The organism is Dielma fastidiosa, assembly GCF_000313565.1.
In the GTDB taxonomy this organism is placed as follows: Bacteria; Bacillota_I; Bacilli_A; order Erysipelotrichales; family Erysipelotrichaceae; genus Dielma; species Dielma fastidiosa.
In genome coordinates this window covers 79693-102655 of record NZ_HE578924.1, presented here as the reverse complement: position 1 = coordinate 102655, position 22963 = coordinate 79693, and the positions used below count along the sequence as shown (strand labels likewise).

Here is a 22963-nt window from a genome sequence, read left to right as displayed (position 1 = left end):
AATATGGAAACGAAAACGTATCTTGGTTGGGTGGATTTTTACATGAAATTGGCTGATAAACTCGTGCCATACAAAGATGATAGAAAAATCTTGATAGAAAAGATCAAAACTATTTATGCTTCTATCAATATACGTTTACCCAAATTAGAAGCAAATAATAATATCATTGATATTGACCCATTTACAATATTTGGGCTTTTTAACAAAGGTATAACTGATGCGAATAGAATATCAATTTTACATGGTTTCGCGCAGGAATTTTCAATAGATGTACCTATTCCGGACGCTTTTGATGGCATTCCTGTCTTAAATAATATGGCGGCAACCTTTTATTATTTCATTGGAGATCGTCAAGAAGATGATATCGAGAATTTATGGCGAGTTTTTATTTCTGCGTTAGAATATGCAGACACACATTCTGAAAGTAGCAAAAAGGCATTTATACTTGCTTATGATGCGGCATTAAAGCAGAAAGGTGTTAAATGGAATTTAACAATGGCACTGTATTGGATACGTCCATATGAATTCATTAATTTAGATTCTCGTAATCGCTGGTATATATGTAATCCGGAAAATATGCCTGAAAATTATATTAAAAGTATTGGTGCTTTAGAAAAGGTTCCCAATGGTGAAGAATATCTAAACATTATAAGTAAAAGCCATACTGCTCTTGAAAAAGGTAATTATCGTTATCAGAATTTTCCAGAACTATCCTATTATGCGTGGATTGTTTCTGAACAAGTTAACGAAGAAAAGCGGATAACAATTCTTGAAAATACTCGGCCTAATGCTGGAGAAGCAATCGGAGATAAAGACGTTCATACGATTCACTATTGGGTATTTACACCTGGTTATGGAGCTGAGAAATGGGATGAATTTTATGAACAGGGAATCATTGGAATTGCAAGAGGATATATCGGTGATTTAAATTTGTATGCTTCAAGAACTGAAATGCAGAAAGCTATGCAAAAATATTTTTTGGAGAATCCAGATCCCACAGTGGAAGCAACCAGTTTCAAAAGTGCTTCATTGGAAACTTGGCAATTTATTCATGACATTAAACCAGGAGATGTTATTTTTGCGAAGAAAGGTAAAAAAACTATAATTGGCAGAGGGGTAGTTACCTCAGATTATACTTATGCGCCAGATCTCTGTTCCGAATATCCCAATATTCGAAAGGTAATATGGACTCATAAGGGGGAGTGGGAACATCCTGGTAATGCAATAACTAAAGTATTAACCGATATTACTCCATATACTGACTATGTCAAAGCAATTTCAGAATTGTTTGATGATGAAGCTATTGAAGAAATTGATATTGAATGCCCGATTTATACTACAGAAAATTTTCTTAGTGAAGTTTATATGAACAAGGCTAATTACGATATTCTTACCAATCTTCTCATTAATAAAAAAATATTATTCTGCAGGGAGCGCCAGGTGTTGGAAAAACTTATGCTGCTAAGCGACTTGCTTATTCAATGATGGGTGTTAAAGATCCGAATAGAGTGATGATGGTACAATTTCATCAAAGCTATAGCTATGAAGATTTTATTATGGGATTTAGACCTGCATCTACGGGTTTTGAACTAAGGAAAGGGCCTTTTTACAACTTTTGCAAGAAAGCAGAGAAAGATCCTGAAAACGATTATTATTTTATTATCGATGAAATTAACAGAGGTAATATAAGCAAGATTTTTGGTGAACTCTTTATGCTTATTGAGAGCGATAAGCGAGGAGCGACTTTACAGCTTCTTTATTCTGATGAACAATTTTCTGTGCCAAAGAACATTTATATTATTGGTATGATGAATACTGCAGACAGAAGTCTTGCAATGTTAGATTATGCTCTGAGACGGCGGTTTGCTTTTTTTGAGCTTTCTCCAGCATTTCAAACTGATGGTTTTCTCCAGTACCGACAGGAAAAAAACAATAAAAAATTTGACAGTCTTATTGCGATTATTGAAAAATTAAATATGTCTATTGAAAATGATGAATCGCTAGGCAAAGGGTTCCGCATTGGTCATAGCTATTTTTGTACAGAAAAAGAGATTGATGATATGTGGCTGAATGCTGTAATTACATATGAAATTATTCCACTCTTGAATGAATATTGGTTTGATGAGCCAAGCAAAGTTAGTGATTGGGAGTATGTTATGCATGAGGCAATTCGATGATTTGTGTTCAAAATATTTACCATATGCTTGCATATGCATTTCAAATTTTACAGGAAAAGGGATATGCAAGTTTTGCAACTGAAGAATTTGAAAATACTGCGGAACTATTATCTGCAATTATTGTTAAAGGCGTATCAATTCAAATAAAACGTGGACTTGGTCAGATATATATTGAAAAAACAACACCTCTAAGTAGTCTGCGTGGTAAAATGAATATAGCTGAGTCTATTAAGCAGCAAACAATTATAAAGCAACAGCTTGTATGTACTTATGATGATTTTTCAGTAGATTCATATATGAATCGTGTGCTGAAAGCAACAATGGAACTGCTTCTACGATATGATATAACCAAAGCAAGGAAAAAGGAATTGCGGAATTTACTTTTTTATTTTAAAGATGTTAAAACAATTGATGTTTATAGTATTAATTGGAGGTTTCAATATAATCGAAATAATTGTAGCTATCAAATGCTGATGTTTGTTTGTTACCTTATTATTAAAGGGTTATTGCAGACAACAGCTGACGGCTCTATGAAATTGATGCAATTTTTAGATGAACAAAGAATGTGTCGATTATATGAAAAATTTATACTTGAATATTATCGAAGACATTATCCTCAAATCAAAACAACTGCATCACAAATAGGGTGGGCTTTAGATGATGGCATGAGTGCCATGTTGCCAATTATGCAGTCTGATATTATGTTGAATTATGGCAATAAAACACTCATTATTGATGCTAAATATTATGGACATATAATGCAACAACAGTATGGTGTTTACACGCTTCATTCAAATAATCTCTATCAGATTTTTACTTATGTTAAAAACAAAGCAGTGTGTGGAGGAGAAGTATCAGGCATGCTTTTGTATGCTCAGACTGACGAAAAAATATTGCCAGATAATACTTACATGATGAGTGGCAATAACATTAGCGTAAAAACTTTGAACTTGAATTGTGCGTTTTCTGAAATTGCTTTTCATTTAAATGAAATAGCAGATAACTTCATGGGGAATTGATCAACATAAGATGTTCTAAAGCTGATGATATATAAGTAAAGGTTTCAAAGATAATTTGAAGCTTTTTATATATATAGGTTTATTTTATCTACTCGTTTTTCAGATTTTAAGTTGAACTTTTATTTTAGTGCCATTACATAAATTTGACATGGATTATGCTTATCCCACAGTGTTGGCAATACTTCAAATTCTTTAAAGCCAAGGCTTAAATAAAAGCGATTCGTGTCATCATAAATCTTGTAACAGCCCAGTTTCACCGTTTTTACCTGCATGAACGAATAACCCTTCTTGAGCGCGGTTTCCTTTGCGGCGGTAAATAAGGCACGGCCAATACCTTGATGGTGATAATCTTTTAAGATACCCATCACTGCCAGTTCAACCGTATCCCTGCCGGTTTCCTTTAGACATAGAAAACCTGCCGCTTTGCCATCGATGAAAGCAGCAAAAAACAATTGTTCAGCACTCTCCATGATATATTCCTCAGTGGCTTCAGGAATACCGAACCATTCAGGCAGTGCTTCAAGAATCATGCGTGCTATCATTTGTTTATCCTCATTATTTAGAATTTGTTTAATCATAAGTTTGCTCCCTGTGTATATATGAATTTTAGGACTATAACTTATCGTTGTCAAATTATAACTGCCTTTGATTTTAAATATTGAGGATGCATGGGAACAATTTGCCATAAATTTCTTGTCTAAGAATTTTACGAAATAAAAAAAGCATGTTATAATGTGCGCGAGGTGACGAAATGAAAAAATTACTTTCTGGATTTCTTGCCCTTACCTTGCTGGCTGGCTGTACAACAGCTAAAGAACCTGAAGCAAGTGGAGACGGTGCAAAGTTCAAAGAAGAATATGAAGCATTAAACAATCAGAAAAATGATAATGACAAGGAATATCTTTCTATGTCAATCGATGCTGATAACCCTATCGTCTATGTAACCATTGATGAATTAATGGAAGTATTAGATGACAGCGGTATTGTTTATTTTGGCTTTCCGGAATGTCCATGGTGCCGTAATGCCGTACCGGTACTTTTAGAAGCTGCGAAAGCGCTGAATGTAGAAAAAATCTATTATTTTAACGCACAGCCATATCGTGATACATTAAGCTTAAATGAAGATGGCAGCGTGAATGAGGAAAAAGCTAAAGATCCTGAATATCAGAAAATCTACGATAAGCTGTATGATTCACTGCCTGTTTATGATGGCTTAAATGATGAGACAATTAAGCGTCTCTATTTCCCAACTGTGTTCTTTATTAAAGATGGTGAAGTGATCGGCATGCATGAAAGCACGGTTGATTCACAAAGTGATCCTTATGCGGGAATGAGTGAAGAAGAGCATCAGGAGCTTTATGATATTTATGCTGAATATATCAAAAAGGTACAGTCAGCAGTTTGTGATTTAAAATGTTAATTAAATAGGAAGTCCGCTGCGGACTTCCTTTGTTTCTATATTACCTTTAACTCATCCTGAAGATGCGGTACGATTTGTTTCTTTCTTGAAATAATGGATTTCACAAAATCATGATCACCATAATATTGCCGGAAAGCCTCTTTAACGACCCAAGCTAATTTACCTAAGGATACAAAGTAACTGCCGCTGCCATCGACATTGGTAAATACCATCAGCAGAATATCGTAGTTATTAATGCTGTTGATTTTGCCCATATAAGACTCAAACTCACGGCGCAGTACCTCAAGCTCTAAGCTGTCTACGATGTTAATCTGACCGATTGCCACCTTGTGTCCGTCCATGTTGTATTCCTTAAAATCATTATATAAGATTTCAGAGAAGGTTTTACCCTTTAAGGTTGCGACTGCTTCAAACATTTCCCTCGACAGATCATCGAGATCAAGACGGGCGATTCTCGCTAATTCTTCCCCAATCTGACGATCCACATCGGTGGTGGTCGGTGAGTTGAAATTCATCGTATCTGAAATGATAGCGCAGCACATTAAGGCTGCCATAGTTCTTGTTGGTACGATATTTTTTTCTTTATAGATCATCGCTATGATGGTCGATGTACTACCTAATGTTTGATTACGGAAATTAATCGGATTTAAAGTTTCAATATCACCGATGCGGTGATGATCGATAATTTCCACAATGTCTGCGTCATGAATGTTTTCAAGGCTTTGTGACATTTCGTTATGGTCAACCAATACGATTTGCTTTTTACGATAATTAAATAAATGGAAACGTGAAACTGCCCCCAGAACATGACGGTCATCATCAAGGATCGGATAAGAACGATAACGGCTCTTTGACATTCGCTTGCTGACTTCGTCTACCATATCGCTGATTTTAAATGAGACAGGATTCTTCGTCATAATCAAATGAATCGGTGAGGATTGATAAATCAATCTAGCTACATAAATCGTGCTTAATGACGTTTGAATCAGCGCACAGTCATTCTCTTTCGCAAGCTGCGCAATCTCCGGCAGAACCACATTGTCTTCAACTAAAACAAGACATGTCGCACCGCCTTCAATCACTCGGCGCTGCAAATCAATGTCATTGCCTAATACAACGGTTGACGTTCTGAAATCAATATCGGTATTCAGATATTCACTGTTGACAAGGATATGCACCTGACCATTGCTTTTATAATTCTCAGAATCATTTACCAAGGTTCCTTCAAGGGTATCCACAATGTTTTGAACACTTGTCTCAGCCATCAGCTTGCGGATATCCACACATTCCTTCATCAGCACATTGGATAGATTCGACATGGTTACAACACCCATCAGTTTTTCTTCTTCATCAACTACAAACAAGCTTTTATTTTTTGTGCCTGCGATGCTGTTCCATGCCTGTTTAATCGTATAAGAAGGCTTGACCAGGATAACCTCATCAATTTCAATATCGCGCAGTGAACAGGTTGCGGTATTCATATAGATTGGCTGCGGAACATTGAATTTTTTTAATACAAAGGCTGTTTCAGCATTGATATCGCCATTCCTTGAAGCGATTGCGTCAATACCCAGCTGACGTTTTAAATCAGCGTATGCGATAGATGAGCATATGGAGTCCGTATCAGGATTTTTATGCCCTGTAATATAAAGATTGTTTTTCATGATTGCTCCCATTCTACAAGTAATTACTACTTGCGTCCTATACTAATATAGTATCATAAATCAATGCTTTATAGGACAACAATCCGAAAGAAATAAACCGCTTGCATAAAATATAGGAATCAGACAAAATAAAATGAACAAGCTGTGATGATTTATAAGTAATTCATTGTAATGAAAGATTTTGCAGGATATAATGGATGAATAAAAAGGGGGAAGATTGAATGAAAAAGCTGGTTTTGAAACATTGGGCTTTGAATATACAGGTGTTGATTTTGGGAGCTTTGGCATCAATGCTGATGGTTGTTTCTTCATTAATATTAGCTAAGGTATTAGATACATTAATACTTGGTGATTTTATCAATGCTTTAATTCAAGTGGGGATTATGCTGCTGCTTTGGGCCCTATGCAATTGCTGCGGATATCTGAAAACAAAAAGCAAGGCTAGAGCCTATGAAAAGATGCAGCGGGATATTTATGAAGAACTTGTATATACTTTTTTTAATATGCAGCTGAGTGAATTTGATGCTAAGAAAACAGGTGATTACATTTCGATATTTACCAATGATATGAATCAAATTACAGCGAATGTGTTTGATTCATTTTATGCAATTGTTGATAATCTTACGCTTTTGATTTTTTCCTTTACAGCCCTTGCTAATATTCATATCTATTTAGCTTTTTATACCATCATTGCATTCCTCGTCCTATATTTTGCACCTAAGTTATTTGATAAGCAAAATGAAAAATATAATCTTGCTTTATCAAAAGAGAATGCGGAATTTACCGATCAGATTAAAGATCAGCTGGCAGGCTATCCGGTTTATGAGTTATATCAAAAGAAGCATATCTTTAAGAAACGGGTTATGTGTTATGTTGATAAGCTATTAAACTTTAAATGCCGCTATTCATATTTTCAGGCCTTAATTTCTTATCTTGTTGATTATATGGGAATACTCTGTCAGCTGGGTTCAACATTTGTGACAGCTGTTTTGATTGGTATGAAATATGTTTCGGCGGGTGTGCTGCTTTCACAGGGGAATCTAACGGGTATGTTTTATAGCTCGGCAATTACCGTTGTATCCTCTACATTAAAATTCCGTGCTTCTAAGTCACTTTTAAAACATGCGGATAAGCAAAGAGAAGTATTAATTAAAACAGATATTCAGAAGCGGATACAGGAAGGAATCGTTATTCAGCATTTAGCGTTTACTTATGGAGAAAAAACAGTATTTAAGGATTTCTCTGCTGAATTTAAAATTGGCAATAAATATGCTGTTTTGGGTGAGAGCGGCTGCGGGAAAACAACTATTTTGAAAATCCTATTAAAAATTCTGCCTTGTGAAAAGGGTCATGTGTTTGTTGACCATGAAGATATTTGTGATTGGGATGCAGAAGATTTATTAAAAAATATAGCTTATATTGAACAATCACCCTATTTGTTTCAGGCTTCAATAAAAGATAATATTACTTTATTTGAAGATGTATCAGAAACATTGCTGAAGGAAGTATTAGAACGCTGTAACCTTTCAGCATTTATTCAGGGATTGGATGCGGGTCTTGAAACAATGATTGGGGAAAGCGCTAAGACGATTTCCGGCGGTCAAAAGCAAAGAATTGCTATTGCCAGGGCTTTGATTCAGCATAAAAAGATTATCGTTATGGATGAAGCAACCTCAGCTTTAGATCAAAAAAATTCAATTGAAATTGAAAAGCGTTTATTGTCAGATCCAGAATTAACCGTGATTTTAGTCAGTCATCATTTATCTGATGAAATCATTCCTTTATTAACCCAATGCTATTATTTATAAGTGTCAGTGAATCAAGATTTCACTGACTTTTCTTTAAGCATGCAAGGTTTGCTTGCATAAGTTATAACATAGATATATAATAAATATTAGATAAATATCTAATATAGGAGGAAATATGGAAATTGAAACGGATCGCCGCTTTCAATTGCGGCTGCTGGATGAAAAGGATGCGGCAGAGCTGCTGGCGTTGGATATGCACAACCGTGCTTTTTTTGAAAAGACATTAGCGACACCGGAAAGTGAATACTATACGCTGCAGCAGCATGTGAAAATGCTTGCTGATTTAAGTGTTAAAGCAGAGCAGGGCAGTGCTTATATGTTTGGTATCTTCATTGACGGTGAACTGAATGGCTGTATCAGCATTACGGATATTGTTTATGGCCCGCTGTGTTCAGGGATGCTTGGCTATTATCTGGATGAGCGTTATAATGGATGTGGAATCATGAGTGCCGCTGTTTCGCTGGTGCTGAAATTTGGCTTTGAAAAGCTGAAGCTGCACCGTATAGAAGCAGGCGCCATGGAACGCAATGCAGGTTCGGTTCATGTGCTTAAGAAAAATGGCTTCATGGTTGAAGGCACTAACCGAAAAAATGTTAATATCAATCATCAATGGGAAGATCATCTCATGCTGGCGGTATTAAAAGAAGAATGGGAGGAACAATTTAATGTTTAATTATCCGAAGAATTTGTATACTGATGTGCGTATTGAAACCGTTATGACTACGAATATCGTGATTGAAAATGATCAGCTTAAAGCGAATAAAAGCAAGCGTGAAAAAGGAGCGTTGATTCGTATTTATGATGGCCGGCGCTGGTATTATAAAGCGAGCAGTGAGGTTGAAAAGCTTCAGGAGGCCATTGATGAGCTGGCTTTGATGGCAGAACCTAATGAACAGGTGATGGATACGCCAATCGTAAAGAAGCTGGAAGTAAATAAGGATACGCTGATGGTTTTTGACGGCGAGGCTTTCTTAAATACAGCGAATGATGAAAAAATGGCTTTGGTTAAGCATTGTGCTTCACTGATCGATGCTGATGAAATTAAAATGTGGCAGTCCATTTATCAGGATCGTCGCATTGTTAAGGACTTCTATTCGAGCAAAGGCAGTGAGCTTCATTTCGACACCCAGTCATACGCGATGTGTCTGCGTTATGTGATAGAAGCAAATGGTCAAAGTCATGGCGGCTCTTATGATGTCATGGGACAAACCTTTGATCAATTATTGAATCATGATGATGAGTATAAGCGTGAAATCGCAAAGGATATTGAATATATCAAGCATGCTGTTCCGGTTAAGCCGGGCATGTATACAGTGGTTATGGCACCGAGTGTTACGGGTGTGTTTGCTCATGAAAGCTTTGGCCATAAGAGTGAATCTGATTTTATGGTGGGCGATGAAACGATGCTTAAGGAATGGGAGCTTGGCCGTCAGGTAGGCTGTTCCGAATTGTCGATTGAAGACCGCGGTGATTGGTTCGGCAACGGATATGTGCCTTATGATGATGAAGGAACGAAGGCTAAATCAACACAGATTATCACTCATGGAATTCTGAGCGGACGTCTGCACAGTGCCGCAACGGCAGCGGCCTTAAATGAGGAGGTCAGCGGCAACGCTCGGGCGATGAATTTTCAGTTTGAACCGCTTGTCCGTATGACCGGCACCTATATTAAACCGGGTAAAGAAACGATTGAGGAAGTATTTGCACCTATCAAGGAAGGTGTTTATATTGAATGCATTAATCATGGTTCAGGCATGTCAACCTTTACCATTGCCCCGCGGAGGGCTTATATGATTCGTGACGGTAAGATTGCTGAGCCGGTTCAGGTTTCAGTCATAACCGGCAATGTGATGGAAACACTCTATCATATCGAAGCACTCTCAACTCATTTTGAGGCGCTTTCCTTTGCTTTAGGCGGCTGCGGCAAGATGGAACAATGGCCGCTGCCAGTAGCCTTTGGCGGGCCTTATATGCGGGTCAGTGGAATTAATGTTCAATAGAAAGGAGCCAGGATTATCAGGAATTGATGATCATACAGAACTATGAAAGAAAAATATAAGATTAAAACGGAGGAATATTCATTTAATATCGTAGCGAGCCAGCTGGAATCTGTACGCTGTAAAAATATAGAGAAAACCGGCTATCGCATCTATGAAAATAATTTTCTGGGAGTCAGCGGCATATTGGGTGAAGGCAGTGATGAAGAGGGTTTTCGTCAGGCCAGAGAGAACCTGAAGCTGAAGATTCCTTATCCTTTTGAACCAACCAAGGGAATCAAAAAGATACGTGATTTAACGAGTGAGAAAATAAATCCAAAACAGATGATTCAGGATCTTGAGGCTTATTTAAGCGAATGCCGTCAGCTTTATCCGGAATTTATCTTCTCCAATAAGGTAAATTGGACAGTCATAACTATCGAATTAACAAATGAAAGCGGCACTCAGCTGATCAACAGAGACCAATATCTGGCGGCAAGCATCCTGCTTAAGCATGTTGATTCCGCGGATATCTTTGAATCAGCGATTGAATTCGCAAGCCGCAGCTGGGATATGGCGTTATTAAGGAAAGAAACCAAAGCGATGCTGACTGGTATGCGCACCGCTGTGGACTTGCCGGAAGATGCTGTTATCTTAACAAACTGGGGCTTACCGGCACAGAAAATCATCACGGATTTAAGCGGCAAGGCCATGGGCTATCAGACTTCCTTGTTTAAAGATAAAATGGGTGAACAAGTATTTAACCCTGAATTCTCATTAATTCAGACATCGGCAGACAGTCAGTTGATGGCACCATTTTTTGATGCGGAGGGAACGGTTCAGGAAAAGGATCTGCCAATAATTGATCAAGGCAGGATCGTTCGCTGTTATACAGATAAACAATGTGCGCAGCAGTTTAGCTATGAATGCAGCGGTGCGGCAGACGGCAATTATGATGATGTGCCAACGCTTGGCTGTCCGAATCTTGATCTGCGTCCAAATGGCAAGACCGTTAAAGAACTGCTTGACGGCCGATTAGGTATTATCATCGTGGCAGCCAGCGGCGGTGATACATCACCGGCCGGCAATTTCGCGACACCGGTACAGTACGCCCTGTTAACCGACGGTGAGCAGATGCTTGGACATTTGCCTGAATTCCAAATCAGCGGCAGTATCTATGATTTATTTGGTAAAGATTATATCGGTTATTCTTCTGATAAGTTAATATTTAATCAAAATCTTTTAGCAATTCGCGCTAAGATCCAAAAGTTAAATTGAATTTTATCTGAACAAACTTTACAATAAGTCATGAATTGTTTATAATTGACTTGACGCAAGGGTCAAAAGAGGTAAAGAAAAATGAAAAAGTTAAATAAAAGTGTAATTGCAGTATTAATGTTAAGTGTTGCTTTATTCGGCTGTTCAAGTAATGGTAACGGCGGCGATGCTGAAGGCAGTAAGGGCGGAACTTTCTCTGCTACTGAAAAAGGTTTCGGCGGCGACGTAACAGTTAATGTAACTGTTGACGGTGACGGTAAGATCACAGATGTTACTTATACTGCTGATGAAGAAACAGATGGCTTAGGTAAAGATGCCGCTGCTAAATTAGCTGAAGCTATGAAGGAAGCTGGTTCAGCTGAAGTTGATGCAGTTTCAGGTTCAACTGTAACTTCTGAAGCATTCATCAAAGCTGCAAAAGCTGCAATCGAACAAGCTAAATAGTTTATGCAACAAGACAGCTGAGGTAAAACTCAGTTGTTTTTTTGTAAGTTATCTTTCAAATCAAGCATCTTATTCATGATATATAGATAAATCTTCCAGTATCTGTCATAATAAGACCAGGAAGAGAGGATTGATGGTTATGAAAATAATTAAAAAATTCTTTAGTTTAGTTTTAGCCTTTAGTTTTATGCTTACAGCTATGCCAGTACAGGCAGAGAATGCGGATGAATTGCCAACTCCTGAAACAAAGGTTTTTGTATGGGGAAAGGTTGAAGCAGTGGGTACTAACCGGATTCAAATCATTAACAGCACTGAGGCAGGCAATGACTGCATCTTAAACATTGGTGAAGATACAGTGATAATTGATGCTCTTACCGGTGATCCGGTAGAATTAACCAGCTTAAAACGTCTGGATCGGATTGCGGCTTATGTATCACCAATCATGACTAAGAGTCTGCCGCCGATCACTAATGCGTCTGTTGTGTTTGTGAATGTAGACAAAGATTATCGTGTGCCTCGTTATATCAAGGCTGGCGAGATTATTGAGACAGAGGATGAATTTGTCAGAGTGCTGAGTGCGGATCAGACATTGATTGCTACTTTTATGAAGGAAGACACGGAATTATTTGCTTATAAAACAAAGAATATTCTAGGTCTTGATGATATTCATCAGAATGATGAGTTCATTGTTTGGTATGAAGTTGAAATGCTGTCAATGCCAGGTCAGGCTGTGATGGTAAAAGCGATGAAGCTGCCTGAAAAGAAACAAGGCTGGCATCTTGAAAACGACAGCTGGTATTATTATCGTGACGGTATTAAAGTAATTGAAACTTGGATCGCGTCTACCGGCGGCCGCTGGTATTATGTCGGTATTGACGGCAAAATGGCTGTAAATACGGAAGTCGACGGCTGTGCTATTGATGCTGATGGTGTTTATCATTCTACAGCTGAATAATTGAATTTGACCCTCTTTTTGATGAGGGTTTTTTTCTTTTTCAGCGCATAAAATGGATATGTAGTGTGGAAGCGTTTATCTCATATTTGCTGATCCTGTCAGAGCAGATATGAAAAAAAGCAGCGCATCAGATAGAATTACTTGAACTAGACAGCCGATTAATGGTATATTTAGGTATAAAAAGGAGGAAGAAGATGGAAAGTAAATATATATTAGTCGCCGAATCAGGCTCCGATATTACTAGGGAACTAGCTGAAAAGTATGGGATTGTCATTGTGCCGATGCATGTATCCTTTGGTGAAACTACTTTGGATGATGGCTCATTTCCAATTCAAAAGATCTTTGACCATTACGAAACAACCGGGGAGCTTCCAAAAACAAGCGCATGCAATCCAATGGATTTTGAAAAGGTCTTTGATGAGCTTCATGAACGGTATCCAGAGAAGCACATCCTGCATCTAGCTTATTCAGCAGTAACGACATGTTCGTTTCAGAATGCGCTGATTGCCGGTGAAAATCGTCCTTATATCACAAGCGTTGATACCGAGAATGTTTCCGTAGGACAGGGAATGATCGTGATGCGTACCGCTGAATATCTGAATGATCATCCAGAGGCTTCTTTAACAGAAGTGCTGGCAGAAGTAGAACGTTTAAAAAAGAAAATTCATATGTGCTTCTTCCCGGATACCTTAGTTTATCTTAAGGCCGGCGGCAGAGTCAGCAATGCGGCTTATCTTGGCGCTAAGGTGCTTAACTTAAAACCGATGATTGAGATTATTGAAGGAAAGCTGGTCAGCACCCAGAAGAAGCGCGGATCGATGCTGTTCATAGCACCTAGAATTGTGGCGAAATATGCCGAGCAATATAATCTCAGCAAAGAGGAGATCATTCTGCTGTGGTCAGAAGGAATTGATCCGGCAGTAAAAGAAAAGGCTGAAAAGGCAGCGGTTGATTATGGTTTTAAATCAATCAAGTGGATGGAAACCGGCGGTGTTGTTTCAACTCATGGCGGTCCTGGCTGCTTTGGAATTGTCGCTTTTTCAGAATAATCAGTGAAGATTTGTCAGTGATGGCAAATCTTTTTGTTTGGCGTGGATTTGTTTGTACTTTTAATTCCGATTTATGATTTAGAATTGTCGATATTAGTCATATATGTTAGAATAATGAACATATAAAGGAATAGTAAAGGGGATATTACAATGAATATGCTTAAGGAGTTAAAAAAAGTCAGCCTGAAAAAAGTGCTGCCGATGCTTTTGATTTGTTTTGTAGTGGGACTGGTGCTGTTGGGAATCGGTGCTCCCAGCGCAATTACTGTCTTATCAGGCGGTACGGATATTAACCGTGTGCCGGTGAATGAATTAGAGGGAAAATATGTAAGTGCTGAGATTACCTTTATCATGGATTCATACGCTTATACGGAAAGAAGAAGCAGCGGTAAAAGTAAAGTAACGGCAAAGGAGTATATCATTCCGGTTGGTCAGGCTGAATACATGGGGATTGAAGTACCGGCTAAGTTTGTAGATCAAGCTGATGCCTTGCTGAGAGCTACAAATGATTATATTATCAATGAAAATGAATTTAATGGTGAACCGTTCACCATTCATGGTACGGTTAAAGCGATGAGCAGTCAGTCTAAAAAGTATTATCATGAGGTTGTCGGTTATGATGAAATGACACTGGAAACCCAGAAGCTGATGCTTCCTTTGGTACTTGAAGAAGGTCAAGTCGGTGATAAGAGTCAGACTGAGGTATGGATGTATACCGGCGGCGGTTTGCTTTTAACAGCGCTTGGATTGTTCTTTTTAATTCGTGTGATGAGCGGCAGTTATCAGAAATCAATTACTCAATATTGCGCGGCACAGTTAGATGCGGATTCAGCGCTTGCTAAGGTTGAGGACTTTTACCAAATGGCTGATCAGGTAAGCGGCATTCGCATGGATCGTAATTTTATGATGTTTCAGGTAGGTGCAAAGACTTGGCTGCTGCCTGCATCTTCGGTTGTATGGGCATATCAGCAGACAACCCAGCACCGCACGAATGGTATCCCAACCGGTAAAAGCTATTCGCTGATGATCTGTCAGGAGAATGGCAAGCAGATTGCACTGGGGATGAAGGAAAAGCAGGCTCAAGATGTATTGGCAGCCTTTATTGAACATTATCCGCGTATGTTTATTGGTTACAGTCAGGAACGGGCTAATATGTATAAAAAAGACCGTGAGGCTTTCTGCAAAGCAGCTCATGAACTAGGCGCATAAAAATAAGGGAGTGTTAATTTCATTTTAATAAATGCGATTAATACTCCCTTTAATATTGCAATCTATGAAAATATAAGACTTATCTTTATTTAATCTTCTAACAGAAATCGCAGATAACGTTTTGGGTCTTGCAGGAAGCTCTTGGTTACCTGATAATTATCGGTATCCTGATAGGCTGTCAGCGTCAGGCCTTCATCACTGCAGACATAAATATCAGCCTCTGGATAAGCCATCAGTATTGGCGAATGAGTAGCTATGATAAACTGTGAACCTTCTTTAATCAGATCATGCATTAAGGTCAGCATCGATAATTGACGGTTTGGCGAGAGCGCGGCTTCCGGTTCATCAAGGATGTAAAGACCATGACCATAGAAACGATTGCACATAAGGGCAAAGAAGCTTTCACCGTGTGACTGCGCGTGCAGGCTTTTGCCTCCATAGCTTCTTAACAAACCTGATCGTTCACGTTCATTCTCATCAATGCTGGTCGCAACATTATAGAAGCTTTCTGCCCGCAGAAAGAAGCCGTCTTTAGCCTGTTCAAAGCCTTTTACCATCCGCAGGTTATCCGCTAACGGGGAATGTGTATCACAGGTTGAAAACATCAGGTTGCGGCTGCCACCCTCTGGATTGAAACCATAAGCAATGGCAATCGCTTCCAGCAAAGTTGATTTGCCGGTACCATTTTCTCCGCAAAGAAAAGTAACCGGTTTATTAAAAGACAAGCTGTTAAAGGCTTGAATCATTGGAATATCATAGACATATGAGTTATTGATTGTCTTATCTTTAATCGATACTTCACGCAGAAACATAGTATCACCTCAAGAACATTATACACGCTTTTTTTTAGAATTGATGTATAATAGATAAGGTGAGGTGAATCTATGCGATATACAAGAAATGGTGAATGCTGGTGCGGAAGCGGCAAAAAATATAAACATTGTCATTTTGAATTTGATCAGAAGATTGTTGATCTGCGTTTAAATGGCTGTCTGTGCCCATCCCATGAGTTAATAAAGAATGAAAAAGAAATTCGGGCAATCAAGGAAAGTGCTAAGATCAATACAGGTGTCTTAGATGCGGTGGCTGAAAAAATCGGCCCAGGAATGAGTACCGCTGAGATAGATAAAATCGTCTATGATTATACGACAGCTCATCACGCGATTCCGGCGCCTTTGAATTATGAAGGATTTCCAAAGAGTGTCTGCACATCAATCAATGATGAAGTATGTCATGGAATCCCTGATGAAAAGCGGATTCTTAAAGAAGGCGATATTGTTAATGTAGACGTATCGACAATCTATAAGGGGTATTTTTCCGATGCTTCAAGGATGTTTATGATCGGGAAGGTATCTGCCGAAGCTGAGAAGCTTGTCCGGGTGACTCAGGAAGCGGTTGAAGCGGGGTTAGCAGCGATTAAACCATGGGGATACCTTGGTGATATGTCGGCGGCAGTCCAGCAGGTTGCTGAAAAGAATGGGTACAGCGTGGTAAGAATGTTAGGCGGACATGGTGTCGGCAAGGCATTCCATGAGGATCCCTTTGTGCCGCATGTAGGAACGCCGGGTACAGGCATGATTTTAGCGCCGGGCATGATTTTTACGATTGAACCTATGATTAATGAGGGAACTCATGAAGTCTATGTGGATAAGGAGAATGGCTGGACGATCTATACTCAGGATCACAAACTGTCAGCACAGTGGGAAAACATGGTGCTGATTACTGAAAAAGGCTATGAGATTCTGACTAAATAAAGCGGGGTAAAAAACATGAAAGCACTGTTTGTTATTGATATGGTTAATGGCTTTGTGAAAGAGGGCGCGATGCATGATATAAAAATTATGAGCATCGTACCATGCATTGAAAATCTTGTTCGTGAATTTGACGGTGACTGTTATTTCATCCGTGATGCGCATGACCGTGATGCTATTGAGTTTAAAAGCTTTCCTTCTCATTGTGTTAAAGGAACCAGTGAATCAGAGGTCATTGATGAACTGCGTCCTTATGTGAAAAAGGAAATTCTAAAGAATTCAACGAATGCTTTTCACGCGATTGATCCGCATCTCTATGATGGCTATGATGAATTTGTGCTGTGCGGCTGCTGTACCGATATCTGTGTGCTGCAGTTCGCGTTATCTTTAAAAACCTATCTGAATCAGATTGACAGCAATCATAAGGTAAAGGTTGTCAAAGCGGGGGTTGCCACTTATGACGCGCAGCATCATAAGGCTGAGGGGTATCACAGTATGGCACTGAAGCTGATGGAACAGTCAGGCATTGAATTAATTTAAAATAATGAGGCTCTTCTGACTTGGAAGAGTTTTGTTTTATGACGCTATAAGTGAGAGTCTTCATTTAGGAAAGCAGGCGGCTATGGGTAAAAAACAATTAAGCGATTTCTATAATGCAAAGCATTTCTGTTTTGATGAAAGTACACGTGCCTGCTTGCGGATATGTGGTTTTCACTCTTCCTTTTGTTATACTGATGATCTAAGCATTGGTCCGCTGATTCCTTATGATTCTTCAGACCAATCACCAACCCTTTCTTATACATAAAATGGCTATACTTCTAATACTAAGCGTAAAATACGGGATTTTTCATAAAATCAACCAGCCGTTGGGAGAAATCCAACGAAGCGTTGTTTTATTCAACCATGCGTCTGTTCATTCCTGACGGCTCGGCATTTATAATAAACGTGTAAGAAAGGATGGGGTGAAGAGCATTTCAGCCCCAAGGTATTGTAATGAAAACATTAGGAACTAAAATAAGTGAATATCGTAAAATGAAAGGCATGACACAGGATGAATTAGCTGAAAAACTGAATGTTTCAGGACAGGCGGTGTCAAAGTGGGAGAATGATTTATCAATTCCGGATCTGCCGCTGTTAATTGAACTGGCGAAATTTTTCCACGTTACCCTTGATGAATTGGTTCTGCCTGAGGAAAAGATTCAGCCAGTGCTGCTGCCGGCCGGTGAGCGCAAGGATATCAATCAGATGTTTCTCAGGATGACCGTTGACAGTGTTAAGGGAGATCGGGTCAGAATGAATCTGCCGATGTCTTTAGTGAAGGCGGCGGCTGAGATTGGCTTGGATATTTCCAAGGTTTCCGGCAATGGTACCCATGGTTTTGAAAATATTGATCTTTCCGCAATCATTCAGTTAGTTGAAAATGGTATGATCGGCCGCTTAATGGAAGTTGACAGTGCAGAAGGCGATCATGTGGAAATCTATGTGGAATAATTATGCTGATTAAAGTACGCACAAAGAAGCTGGCGTTAACCGTCCCGGTTCCTAATTGGCTGCTGCTGAATCCCTTTTGCACATCTTATGTGCTGCGCAGGGTTAATCAAGAACAAGTCGCTGTACCGGTAATCAGTTCGCATCAAATGCAGGCTTTTGGCCGACTGATTCATGATATCAAAAGAACACATGGATCTTTGACACTGCTTGAGGTAGAAGCGGCGGATGGAACATATGTCGAAATAAGGTTATAGGATTCATTGATTGAAAATGATTATCGCTTACATAGAAAATGATATAAATATTTTCAGAAAACTATTTACAAATATTTCATAATGAAGTAAACTTGTTTCATAAATAAAAAACAAGAGGTAGCGATGTAGAAGAGTACATTTGTGAGGAGGCATCCTGTGATCAAATGGAAAGGCAGCCATCGCCGAACATGAGGATAAGGCATTATGCTTGTGTGAGACTATGGGAAATACTCATAGGATTCCTACATTTATTGTAGAGGCGCTTTGTTTTACGATAGAAACTATTGTGAAGCGTCTTTTACCAAAGACGTTTTTTATTTTATACAGGAGGATCAGAATATGAAATATTTTAGAAGTTTTATTGGATTTGGTTTGTTGTCCATGATGCTGTGTACGCTTGCCGCCTGCGGCAGTAATGATGCACCGGCTAATGACATGGATAATCAAAATGTATTGCGGGTAGGAATGGAATGTGCCTATGCGCCGAATAATTGGCAGGAGGATCAGGCCAGTGATACAAATCTGCCGATTGAAAATGTGTCAGGCTTTTATGCGGAGGGTTATGATGTGCAGATGGCAAAACAGATTGGGGAGGCATTGGATGCGGAAATCGTAATTGTTAAGCTGAGCTGGGACGGTTTGATTGATTCATTAAAAAGCGGTCAGATCGACATGGTCATTGCAGGTATGGCAGATACCGAGGATCGCCGTCAATCAGTGAATTTCTCTGATTTCTATTCAGTTCGTAAAACTGAGTATATGATTGTGGTTGATGAAAATTCATCCTACGCGGAAGCTGATTCACTCAGTGATTTTGCCGGTGCCAGTCTTTTAGGTCAGAAAAATACTAAATATGATGAAGTAATCGATCAAATCGAGGGTGTCGATCATCTGCCGCCGGTCACTGATGTGGCAAATATGATTGCCCGTCTGAATCAGGGAGCGGCTGACGGTATTGTTTTAGATACTGAATCAGCGGTTGCTTATACGAACGTCTATCCTAATTTAGTAACGATTTCTTTTCCTGATGGACAGGGTTTTGAGTTAGGCTTTAACGGGGCCTGCATTGGATTACGCAAAGAAGACACGGCTTTGCTGGATCAGGTAAATGCCGCGCTGGCTGAAATACCAACGGAAACACGTCAGGAAATGCTGACGCAGGCACAAGCCAAAATGCCGCAGTAGGGTTTGCTTATGCAACTGAAAATACATGACGCTGCCACGCTGCGTGCTTATCCCCAGCATGCCTGGTTTCTGGGCTGGCTGTTTGCTTTGCTGGATGCATGGCTGCTATTAATAAGTAAGGGGAGTTTTACACTATCAATCTATAACCGGATTCCGATGATTTTGTGGTATTTGCTTTTGGCAGCCGCATTTGCTTATATTCCTTTTTCAGCCTATGCGCATAAGAAAAAAGCGTTACAGAAATGGCTGCATCGATATTTTATCTTTACCCTTGTTTTCTTTGGTATCGTACTGCTTGACTGCGGTATTGCCCGATTCATTCAGCTCTTTATTCAGTCGATCCATGCTGAAAGCAATCCGGAAGGCTTTGTGCCATCGATGATTTATATGGCCTATCAATCAAGGGCGACTTACCTTAGAGGCATCAGCGGTACGCTGCAGGTATCGCTGATTGGAACTTTATGCGGCTTTCTATTGGCAATCCTGCTTTCCTTTCTGCGGATACAGGTTCCTGATCGCCGTGATGCTGACAGCATACAGATTTTAAAACTGATAGGTCAAAGCTTTGCGAAAACCTATACGACGATTATCCGCGGTACACCGATGATGGTTCAGGTCTTGATTATCAATGCTATTGGTTTTACATTAGCCCGTATGGCAATGCCAAACGCACCCATCTCCGAGGTTAATAAAATTTGGTCTTTCTTTTTGGCTTCGGCAATTACCGTTTCATTAAATTCAGCGGCTTATCTGACTGAGGTACTGCGCGGCGGTGTGGAATCCTTGGATAAGGGGCAGAAGGAAGCGGCCCGCTCCTTGGGTATGACTCAGTGGCAGGCGATGATGAAGGTTTTATTTCCACAGGCGGTTAAAAACAGTATACCGGCAATCGGCAATGAATTTATCATTAATATTAAAGATACTTCGGTACTTACCACCATTGGTTTTTTTGAACTGATGTTTGCGAATAGTACAATTTCAGGTACTTATTATAAAGGCTTGGAAGTTTATTTGGTTACAGCACTGATTTATTTGCTGCTGACCTATAGCATTACCCGACTGCTTAATTATGCGGCCCGCCGTTTAGATATGCCGGCATCACGCGGTATTCCAAGCAGTAATTAGGAGGCACTTATGGAAGAAATTATCCGTATTGAAAATCTTGAGAAGTCTTTTGATCAGCTGCGTGTATTAAAGAATATTAATTTGAATGTGAAAAAGGGTGAGGTAGTCTGTATTATCGGAGCCAGCGGCAGCGGTAAAAGTACGCTGTTGAGATGTATTAACCTGCTTGAAGAACCAGATGCCGGTCATATTTATTTCAAAGACCAAGACCTGACGGATCTGAGTACCGATATTAACGTATTGCGGGAAAACATCGGCATGGTTTTTCAGGGCTTCAATTTATTTAATAATAAAAATGTATTGGATAACTGTACGTTGGCAATGACGGCGGTAAAGAAAATGAAGCAAGCAGAAGCTGAAGCAATCGCCATCCGGCATTTAACAGCTGTTGGTTTAAAGGAATTTATTTATGCAGATTCACGAACCTTATCCGGCGGTCAGAAGCAGCGTGTCGCCATTGCCAGAGCCTTGTGTATGAATCCGGAAATTATGCTGTTTGATGAACCGACAAGTGCCCTTGATCCGGAAATTGTCAAGGAAGTGCTGGATGTTATGCAGCGGCTGGCTAATGAGGGCATGACAATGGTTGTTGTTACCCATGAAATGCAGTTTGCCAGAGAAGTGAGTGACCGGGTGGTGTTTATGGATCAGGGAGTAATCTTAGAGGAAGCATCGCCTGAACAAATCTTCACCCAGCCGCAAATGCCGCGGACAAGAGAATTTTTAAGCCGCTATTTATAGGAGAAAAATATGAAAACTGTTTATGAAACATATCAAAATGAAATGATGTATCCAGATTTAGATATCCATCAGGCATGCCGCCGGTTGAGTCAGGCAATCCAATGCAGAACAACCTCTTATGTTGATGTCAGCAAGGTTGATGATGCTCAGTTTAAACGTCTGCATGATGTTATCCGCACATCTTTTCCGCAAGTGATGCATCATGGTGAGGTAAGCATGCATGGCAACAGTATGCTGATTAAGCTGACAGGCAGTGATCAAACGTTAAAGCCAATCCTGCTGATGTCACATCTTGACGTTGTACCAGTTGTTAAGGGTACTGAAAAAGATTGGACCTATGGGCCTTATTCCGGAGCGATTGCCGATGGTATGATCTGGGGCCGGGGAGCTTTAGATATCAAAAATATGGTATTTGCCATCTTGGAAGCGGTGGAATATTGCCTGACCCATGCGATGAATTTAAAGCGTACTATTTATTGTGCTTTTGGCGAGGATGAGGAAACGTGCAACACCGGCTCCGCGAGAATGGCTGCTTATTTGAAAAAGCAGGGCGTTCAGCTTGAATTTGTATTGGATGAAGGCGGCGGTGAAATCATTGATGGAGATGTCTATGGCGCAAAAGGCTCACTGGTTTCTTCCATCTGCCTAAGTGAAAAGGGCTATGCGGATCTTTTACTTGAAGCGAAGAGTGTTGGCGGTCATTCTTCCAATCCGGTGCATGGGACATCCTTAGGTCATCTTGCGAAGGCAATCACAGCCATTGCAGAGCATCCGCTGCCTGCGCGGTTAAGCGAATTAAACAAAGCGGCATTGAGAACATTGGCTCCTAAAATTAATCAGGAACCGATGAAGACATATGTCAGCAGCATTGAGGCTCATGAAAATGCAATATTAGATTATTATTTAAACAGTGAAGAATTATACAATCAAGTATCAACAACAATAGCACCGACGATGATCTGTGAGGGGGCGCAGGCAGGCAATGTTATGCCGCAGAATATGTGGGCTGTCATCAACTTCCGTCTGGCCTGCCATGACAGCATTGATACGCTGCTTGAAGCTTGTTCCAAATTGGTTGGTGATGAAATTAAATGCAGCTATATCCAGGCTAATGATGCATCTGCCATTTCCCGTTATGACAGTTATGGTTATCAAAAACTGACAGAAACATTGCAGACCTTCTTTGGCGGTGTGAGCTTTATTCCTAATCTGGTTACCGGCAGTACCGACGCTCGTAATTATGAGTGCATCTGTGATACCGTTCTGCGTTACGGTCCTTTTATTGAAGAAGCGGAAATTGTATCAAAGGGCGTTCACGGTACGAATGAGCGAATCAGTATCCGAGCCTATGCGCAGGGTATTCGTTCATTAATTCATTTGATTCAGCAGACATGTAAATAAAAGATGGCGCGCCGCG

24 protein-coding genes and 1 riboswitch are annotated in these 22963 nt (G+C 39.8%); of the genes, 21 read left to right on the top strand and 3 right to left on the bottom strand.

What is annotated here, in order from left to right:
* The first annotated feature begins 3 nt into the window (after positions 1 to 3).
* From DAHG_RS18710 to mcrC, 3 genes are read left to right on the top strand one after another with little or no spacing between them, the layout of a single operon-like run.
* Complete coding sequence (locus DAHG_RS18710) at positions 4 to 1485, top strand: hypothetical protein (RefSeq protein ID WP_022937005.1); 1482 nt, start codon at positions 4 to 6, stop codon at positions 1483 to 1485.
* Positions 1419 to 2177 carry an AAA family ATPase gene (locus tag DAHG_RS21715; RefSeq protein ID WP_205408100.1) on the top strand — a complete coding sequence of 253 codons (759 nt, stop codon included), beginning with the start codon at positions 1419 to 1421 and terminating at the stop codon, positions 2175 to 2177. Before DAHG_RS18710 ends, DAHG_RS21715 begins: the two co-directional genes overlap by 67 nt.
* On the top strand, positions 2174 to 3196 hold the full coding sequence (gene mcrC, locus DAHG_RS03835) for a 5-methylcytosine-specific restriction endonuclease system specificity protein McrC (RefSeq protein WP_022937003.1): 1023 nt from the start codon (positions 2174 to 2176) through the stop codon (positions 3194 to 3196). The genes DAHG_RS21715 and mcrC overlap by 4 nt, the downstream gene beginning before the upstream one ends.
* A 119-nt stretch (positions 3197 to 3315) precedes the next feature.
* Here mcrC and DAHG_RS03830 read toward each other — a convergent pair whose 3' ends face one another.
* Positions 3316 to 3774: a GNAT family N-acetyltransferase gene (locus DAHG_RS03830; RefSeq protein ID WP_022937002.1), complete on the bottom strand. Its 459-nt coding sequence runs from the start codon at positions 3772 to 3774 to the stop codon at positions 3316 to 3318.
* A gap of 173 nt (positions 3775 to 3947) precedes the next feature.
* On the opposite strand from DAHG_RS03830, the gene DAHG_RS18705 reads away from it, so the two are divergent.
* Positions 3948 to 4616, top strand: coding sequence for a TlpA family protein disulfide reductase (locus tag DAHG_RS18705; RefSeq protein WP_022937001.1), 669 nt, complete (start codon positions 3948 to 3950; stop codon positions 4614 to 4616).
* A 35-nt stretch (positions 4617 to 4651) separates the two neighbouring features.
* Here the strand turns inward: DAHG_RS18705 and DAHG_RS03820 are convergent, their stop codons facing one another.
* Entirely contained in the window at positions 4652 to 6280 is a 1629-nt protein-coding gene (locus DAHG_RS03820; RefSeq protein ID WP_022937000.1) for a putative manganese-dependent inorganic diphosphatase, read from the bottom strand.
* Between the two features lie 221 nt (positions 6281 to 6501).
* Between DAHG_RS03820 and DAHG_RS03815 the strand changes: the two genes are divergently transcribed.
* The 8 genes from DAHG_RS03815 to DAHG_RS03780 all read left to right on the top strand — a co-directional run bounded on the left by DAHG_RS03815 (position 6502) and on the right by DAHG_RS03780 (position 14999).
* On the top strand, positions 6502 to 8088 hold the full coding sequence (locus tag DAHG_RS03815; protein WP_022936999.1) for an ABC transporter ATP-binding protein: 1587 nt from the start codon (positions 6502 to 6504) through the stop codon (positions 8086 to 8088).
* A 115-nt stretch (positions 8089 to 8203) separates the two neighbouring features.
* On the top strand, positions 8204 to 8761 hold the full coding sequence (locus DAHG_RS03810; protein WP_022936998.1) for a GNAT family N-acetyltransferase: 558 nt from the start codon (positions 8204 to 8206) through the stop codon (positions 8759 to 8761).
* Positions 8754 to 10088, top strand: coding sequence for a TldD/PmbA family protein (locus DAHG_RS03805; protein WP_022936997.1), 1335 nt, complete (start codon positions 8754 to 8756; stop codon positions 10086 to 10088). The genes DAHG_RS03810 and DAHG_RS03805 overlap by 8 nt, the downstream gene beginning before the upstream one ends.
* Before the next feature lie 42 nt (positions 10089 to 10130).
* Positions 10131 to 11342 carry a metallopeptidase TldD-related protein gene (locus DAHG_RS03800; RefSeq protein WP_022936996.1) on the top strand — a complete coding sequence of 404 codons (1212 nt, stop codon included), beginning with the start codon at positions 10131 to 10133 and terminating at the stop codon, positions 11340 to 11342.
* An 81-nt stretch (positions 11343 to 11423) separates the two neighbouring features.
* Entirely contained in the window at positions 11424 to 11786 is a 363-nt protein-coding gene (locus DAHG_RS03795; protein WP_022936995.1) for an FMN-binding protein, read from the top strand.
* Positions 11787 to 11925: 139 nt separating this feature from the next.
* Entirely contained in the window at positions 11926 to 12741 is an 816-nt protein-coding gene (locus DAHG_RS20425; protein WP_146211900.1) for a hypothetical protein, read from the top strand.
* 194 nt (positions 12742 to 12935) lie between these two features.
* Positions 12936 to 13790: a DegV family protein gene (locus tag DAHG_RS03785; RefSeq protein ID WP_022936993.1), complete on the top strand. Its 855-nt coding sequence runs from the start codon at positions 12936 to 12938 to the stop codon at positions 13788 to 13790.
* 150 nt (positions 13791 to 13940) lie between these two features.
* On the top strand, positions 13941 to 14999 hold the full coding sequence (locus tag DAHG_RS03780; protein WP_022936992.1) for a DUF6709 family protein: 1059 nt from the start codon (positions 13941 to 13943) through the stop codon (positions 14997 to 14999).
* A gap of 89 nt (positions 15000 to 15088) precedes the next feature.
* Here DAHG_RS03780 and DAHG_RS03775 read toward each other — a convergent pair whose 3' ends face one another.
* A complete protein-coding gene (locus DAHG_RS03775; RefSeq protein ID WP_022936991.1) occupies positions 15089 to 15811 on the bottom strand; it encodes an AAA family ATPase in 723 nt (240 codons plus the stop codon).
* Positions 15812 to 15883: 72 nt separating this feature from the next.
* Between DAHG_RS03775 and map the strand changes: the two genes are divergently transcribed.
* The 9 genes from map to DAHG_RS03730 all read left to right on the top strand — a co-directional run bounded on the left by map (position 15884) and on the right by DAHG_RS03730 (position 22947).
* Entirely contained in the window at positions 15884 to 16753 is an 870-nt protein-coding gene (gene map, locus DAHG_RS03770; RefSeq protein WP_022936990.1) for a type I methionyl aminopeptidase, read from the top strand.
* 15 nt (positions 16754 to 16768) lie between these two features.
* Positions 16769 to 17290 carry a cysteine hydrolase family protein gene (locus tag DAHG_RS03765; RefSeq protein ID WP_022936989.1) on the top strand — a complete coding sequence of 174 codons (522 nt, stop codon included), beginning with the start codon at positions 16769 to 16771 and terminating at the stop codon, positions 17288 to 17290.
* A gap of 82 nt (positions 17291 to 17372) precedes the next feature.
* Positions 17373 to 17555, top strand: a complete 183-nt coding sequence (locus DAHG_RS03760) for a hypothetical protein (protein ID WP_022936988.1) — start codon at positions 17373 to 17375, stop codon at positions 17553 to 17555.
* A gap of 188 nt (positions 17556 to 17743) precedes the next feature.
* The gene (locus DAHG_RS03755) at positions 17744 to 18241 is read left to right on the top strand and encodes a helix-turn-helix transcriptional regulator (RefSeq protein WP_022936987.1); all 498 of its coding nucleotides are present in this window, start codon (positions 17744 to 17746) and stop codon (positions 18239 to 18241) included.
* Between the two features lie 2 nt (positions 18242 to 18243).
* Entirely contained in the window at positions 18244 to 18495 is a 252-nt protein-coding gene (locus DAHG_RS03750) for a hypothetical protein (protein ID WP_022936986.1), read from the top strand.
* 104 nt (positions 18496 to 18599) lie between these two features.
* A riboswitch (Lysine riboswitch) is annotated at positions 18600 to 18768 on the top strand.
* Positions 18769 to 18834: 66 nt separating this feature from the next.
* Positions 18835 to 19680 (top strand): transporter substrate-binding domain-containing protein, encoded by an 846-nt coding sequence (locus DAHG_RS03745; protein WP_022936985.1) that lies wholly within the window; start codon positions 18835 to 18837, stop codon positions 19678 to 19680.
* A gap of 9 nt (positions 19681 to 19689) precedes the next feature.
* Entirely contained in the window at positions 19690 to 20805 is a 1116-nt protein-coding gene (locus DAHG_RS18695; protein WP_022936984.1) for an amino acid ABC transporter permease, read from the top strand.
* A gap of 9 nt (positions 20806 to 20814) precedes the next feature.
* On the top strand, positions 20815 to 21546 hold the full coding sequence (locus DAHG_RS03735; RefSeq protein WP_022936983.1) for an amino acid ABC transporter ATP-binding protein: 732 nt from the start codon (positions 20815 to 20817) through the stop codon (positions 21544 to 21546).
* Positions 21547 to 21555: 9 nt separating this feature from the next.
* The gene (locus DAHG_RS03730; RefSeq protein ID WP_022936982.1) at positions 21556 to 22947 is read left to right on the top strand and encodes a M20/M25/M40 family metallo-hydrolase; all 1392 of its coding nucleotides are present in this window, start codon (positions 21556 to 21558) and stop codon (positions 22945 to 22947) included.
* The last annotated feature ends 16 nt before the right edge of the window (positions 22948 to 22963 follow it).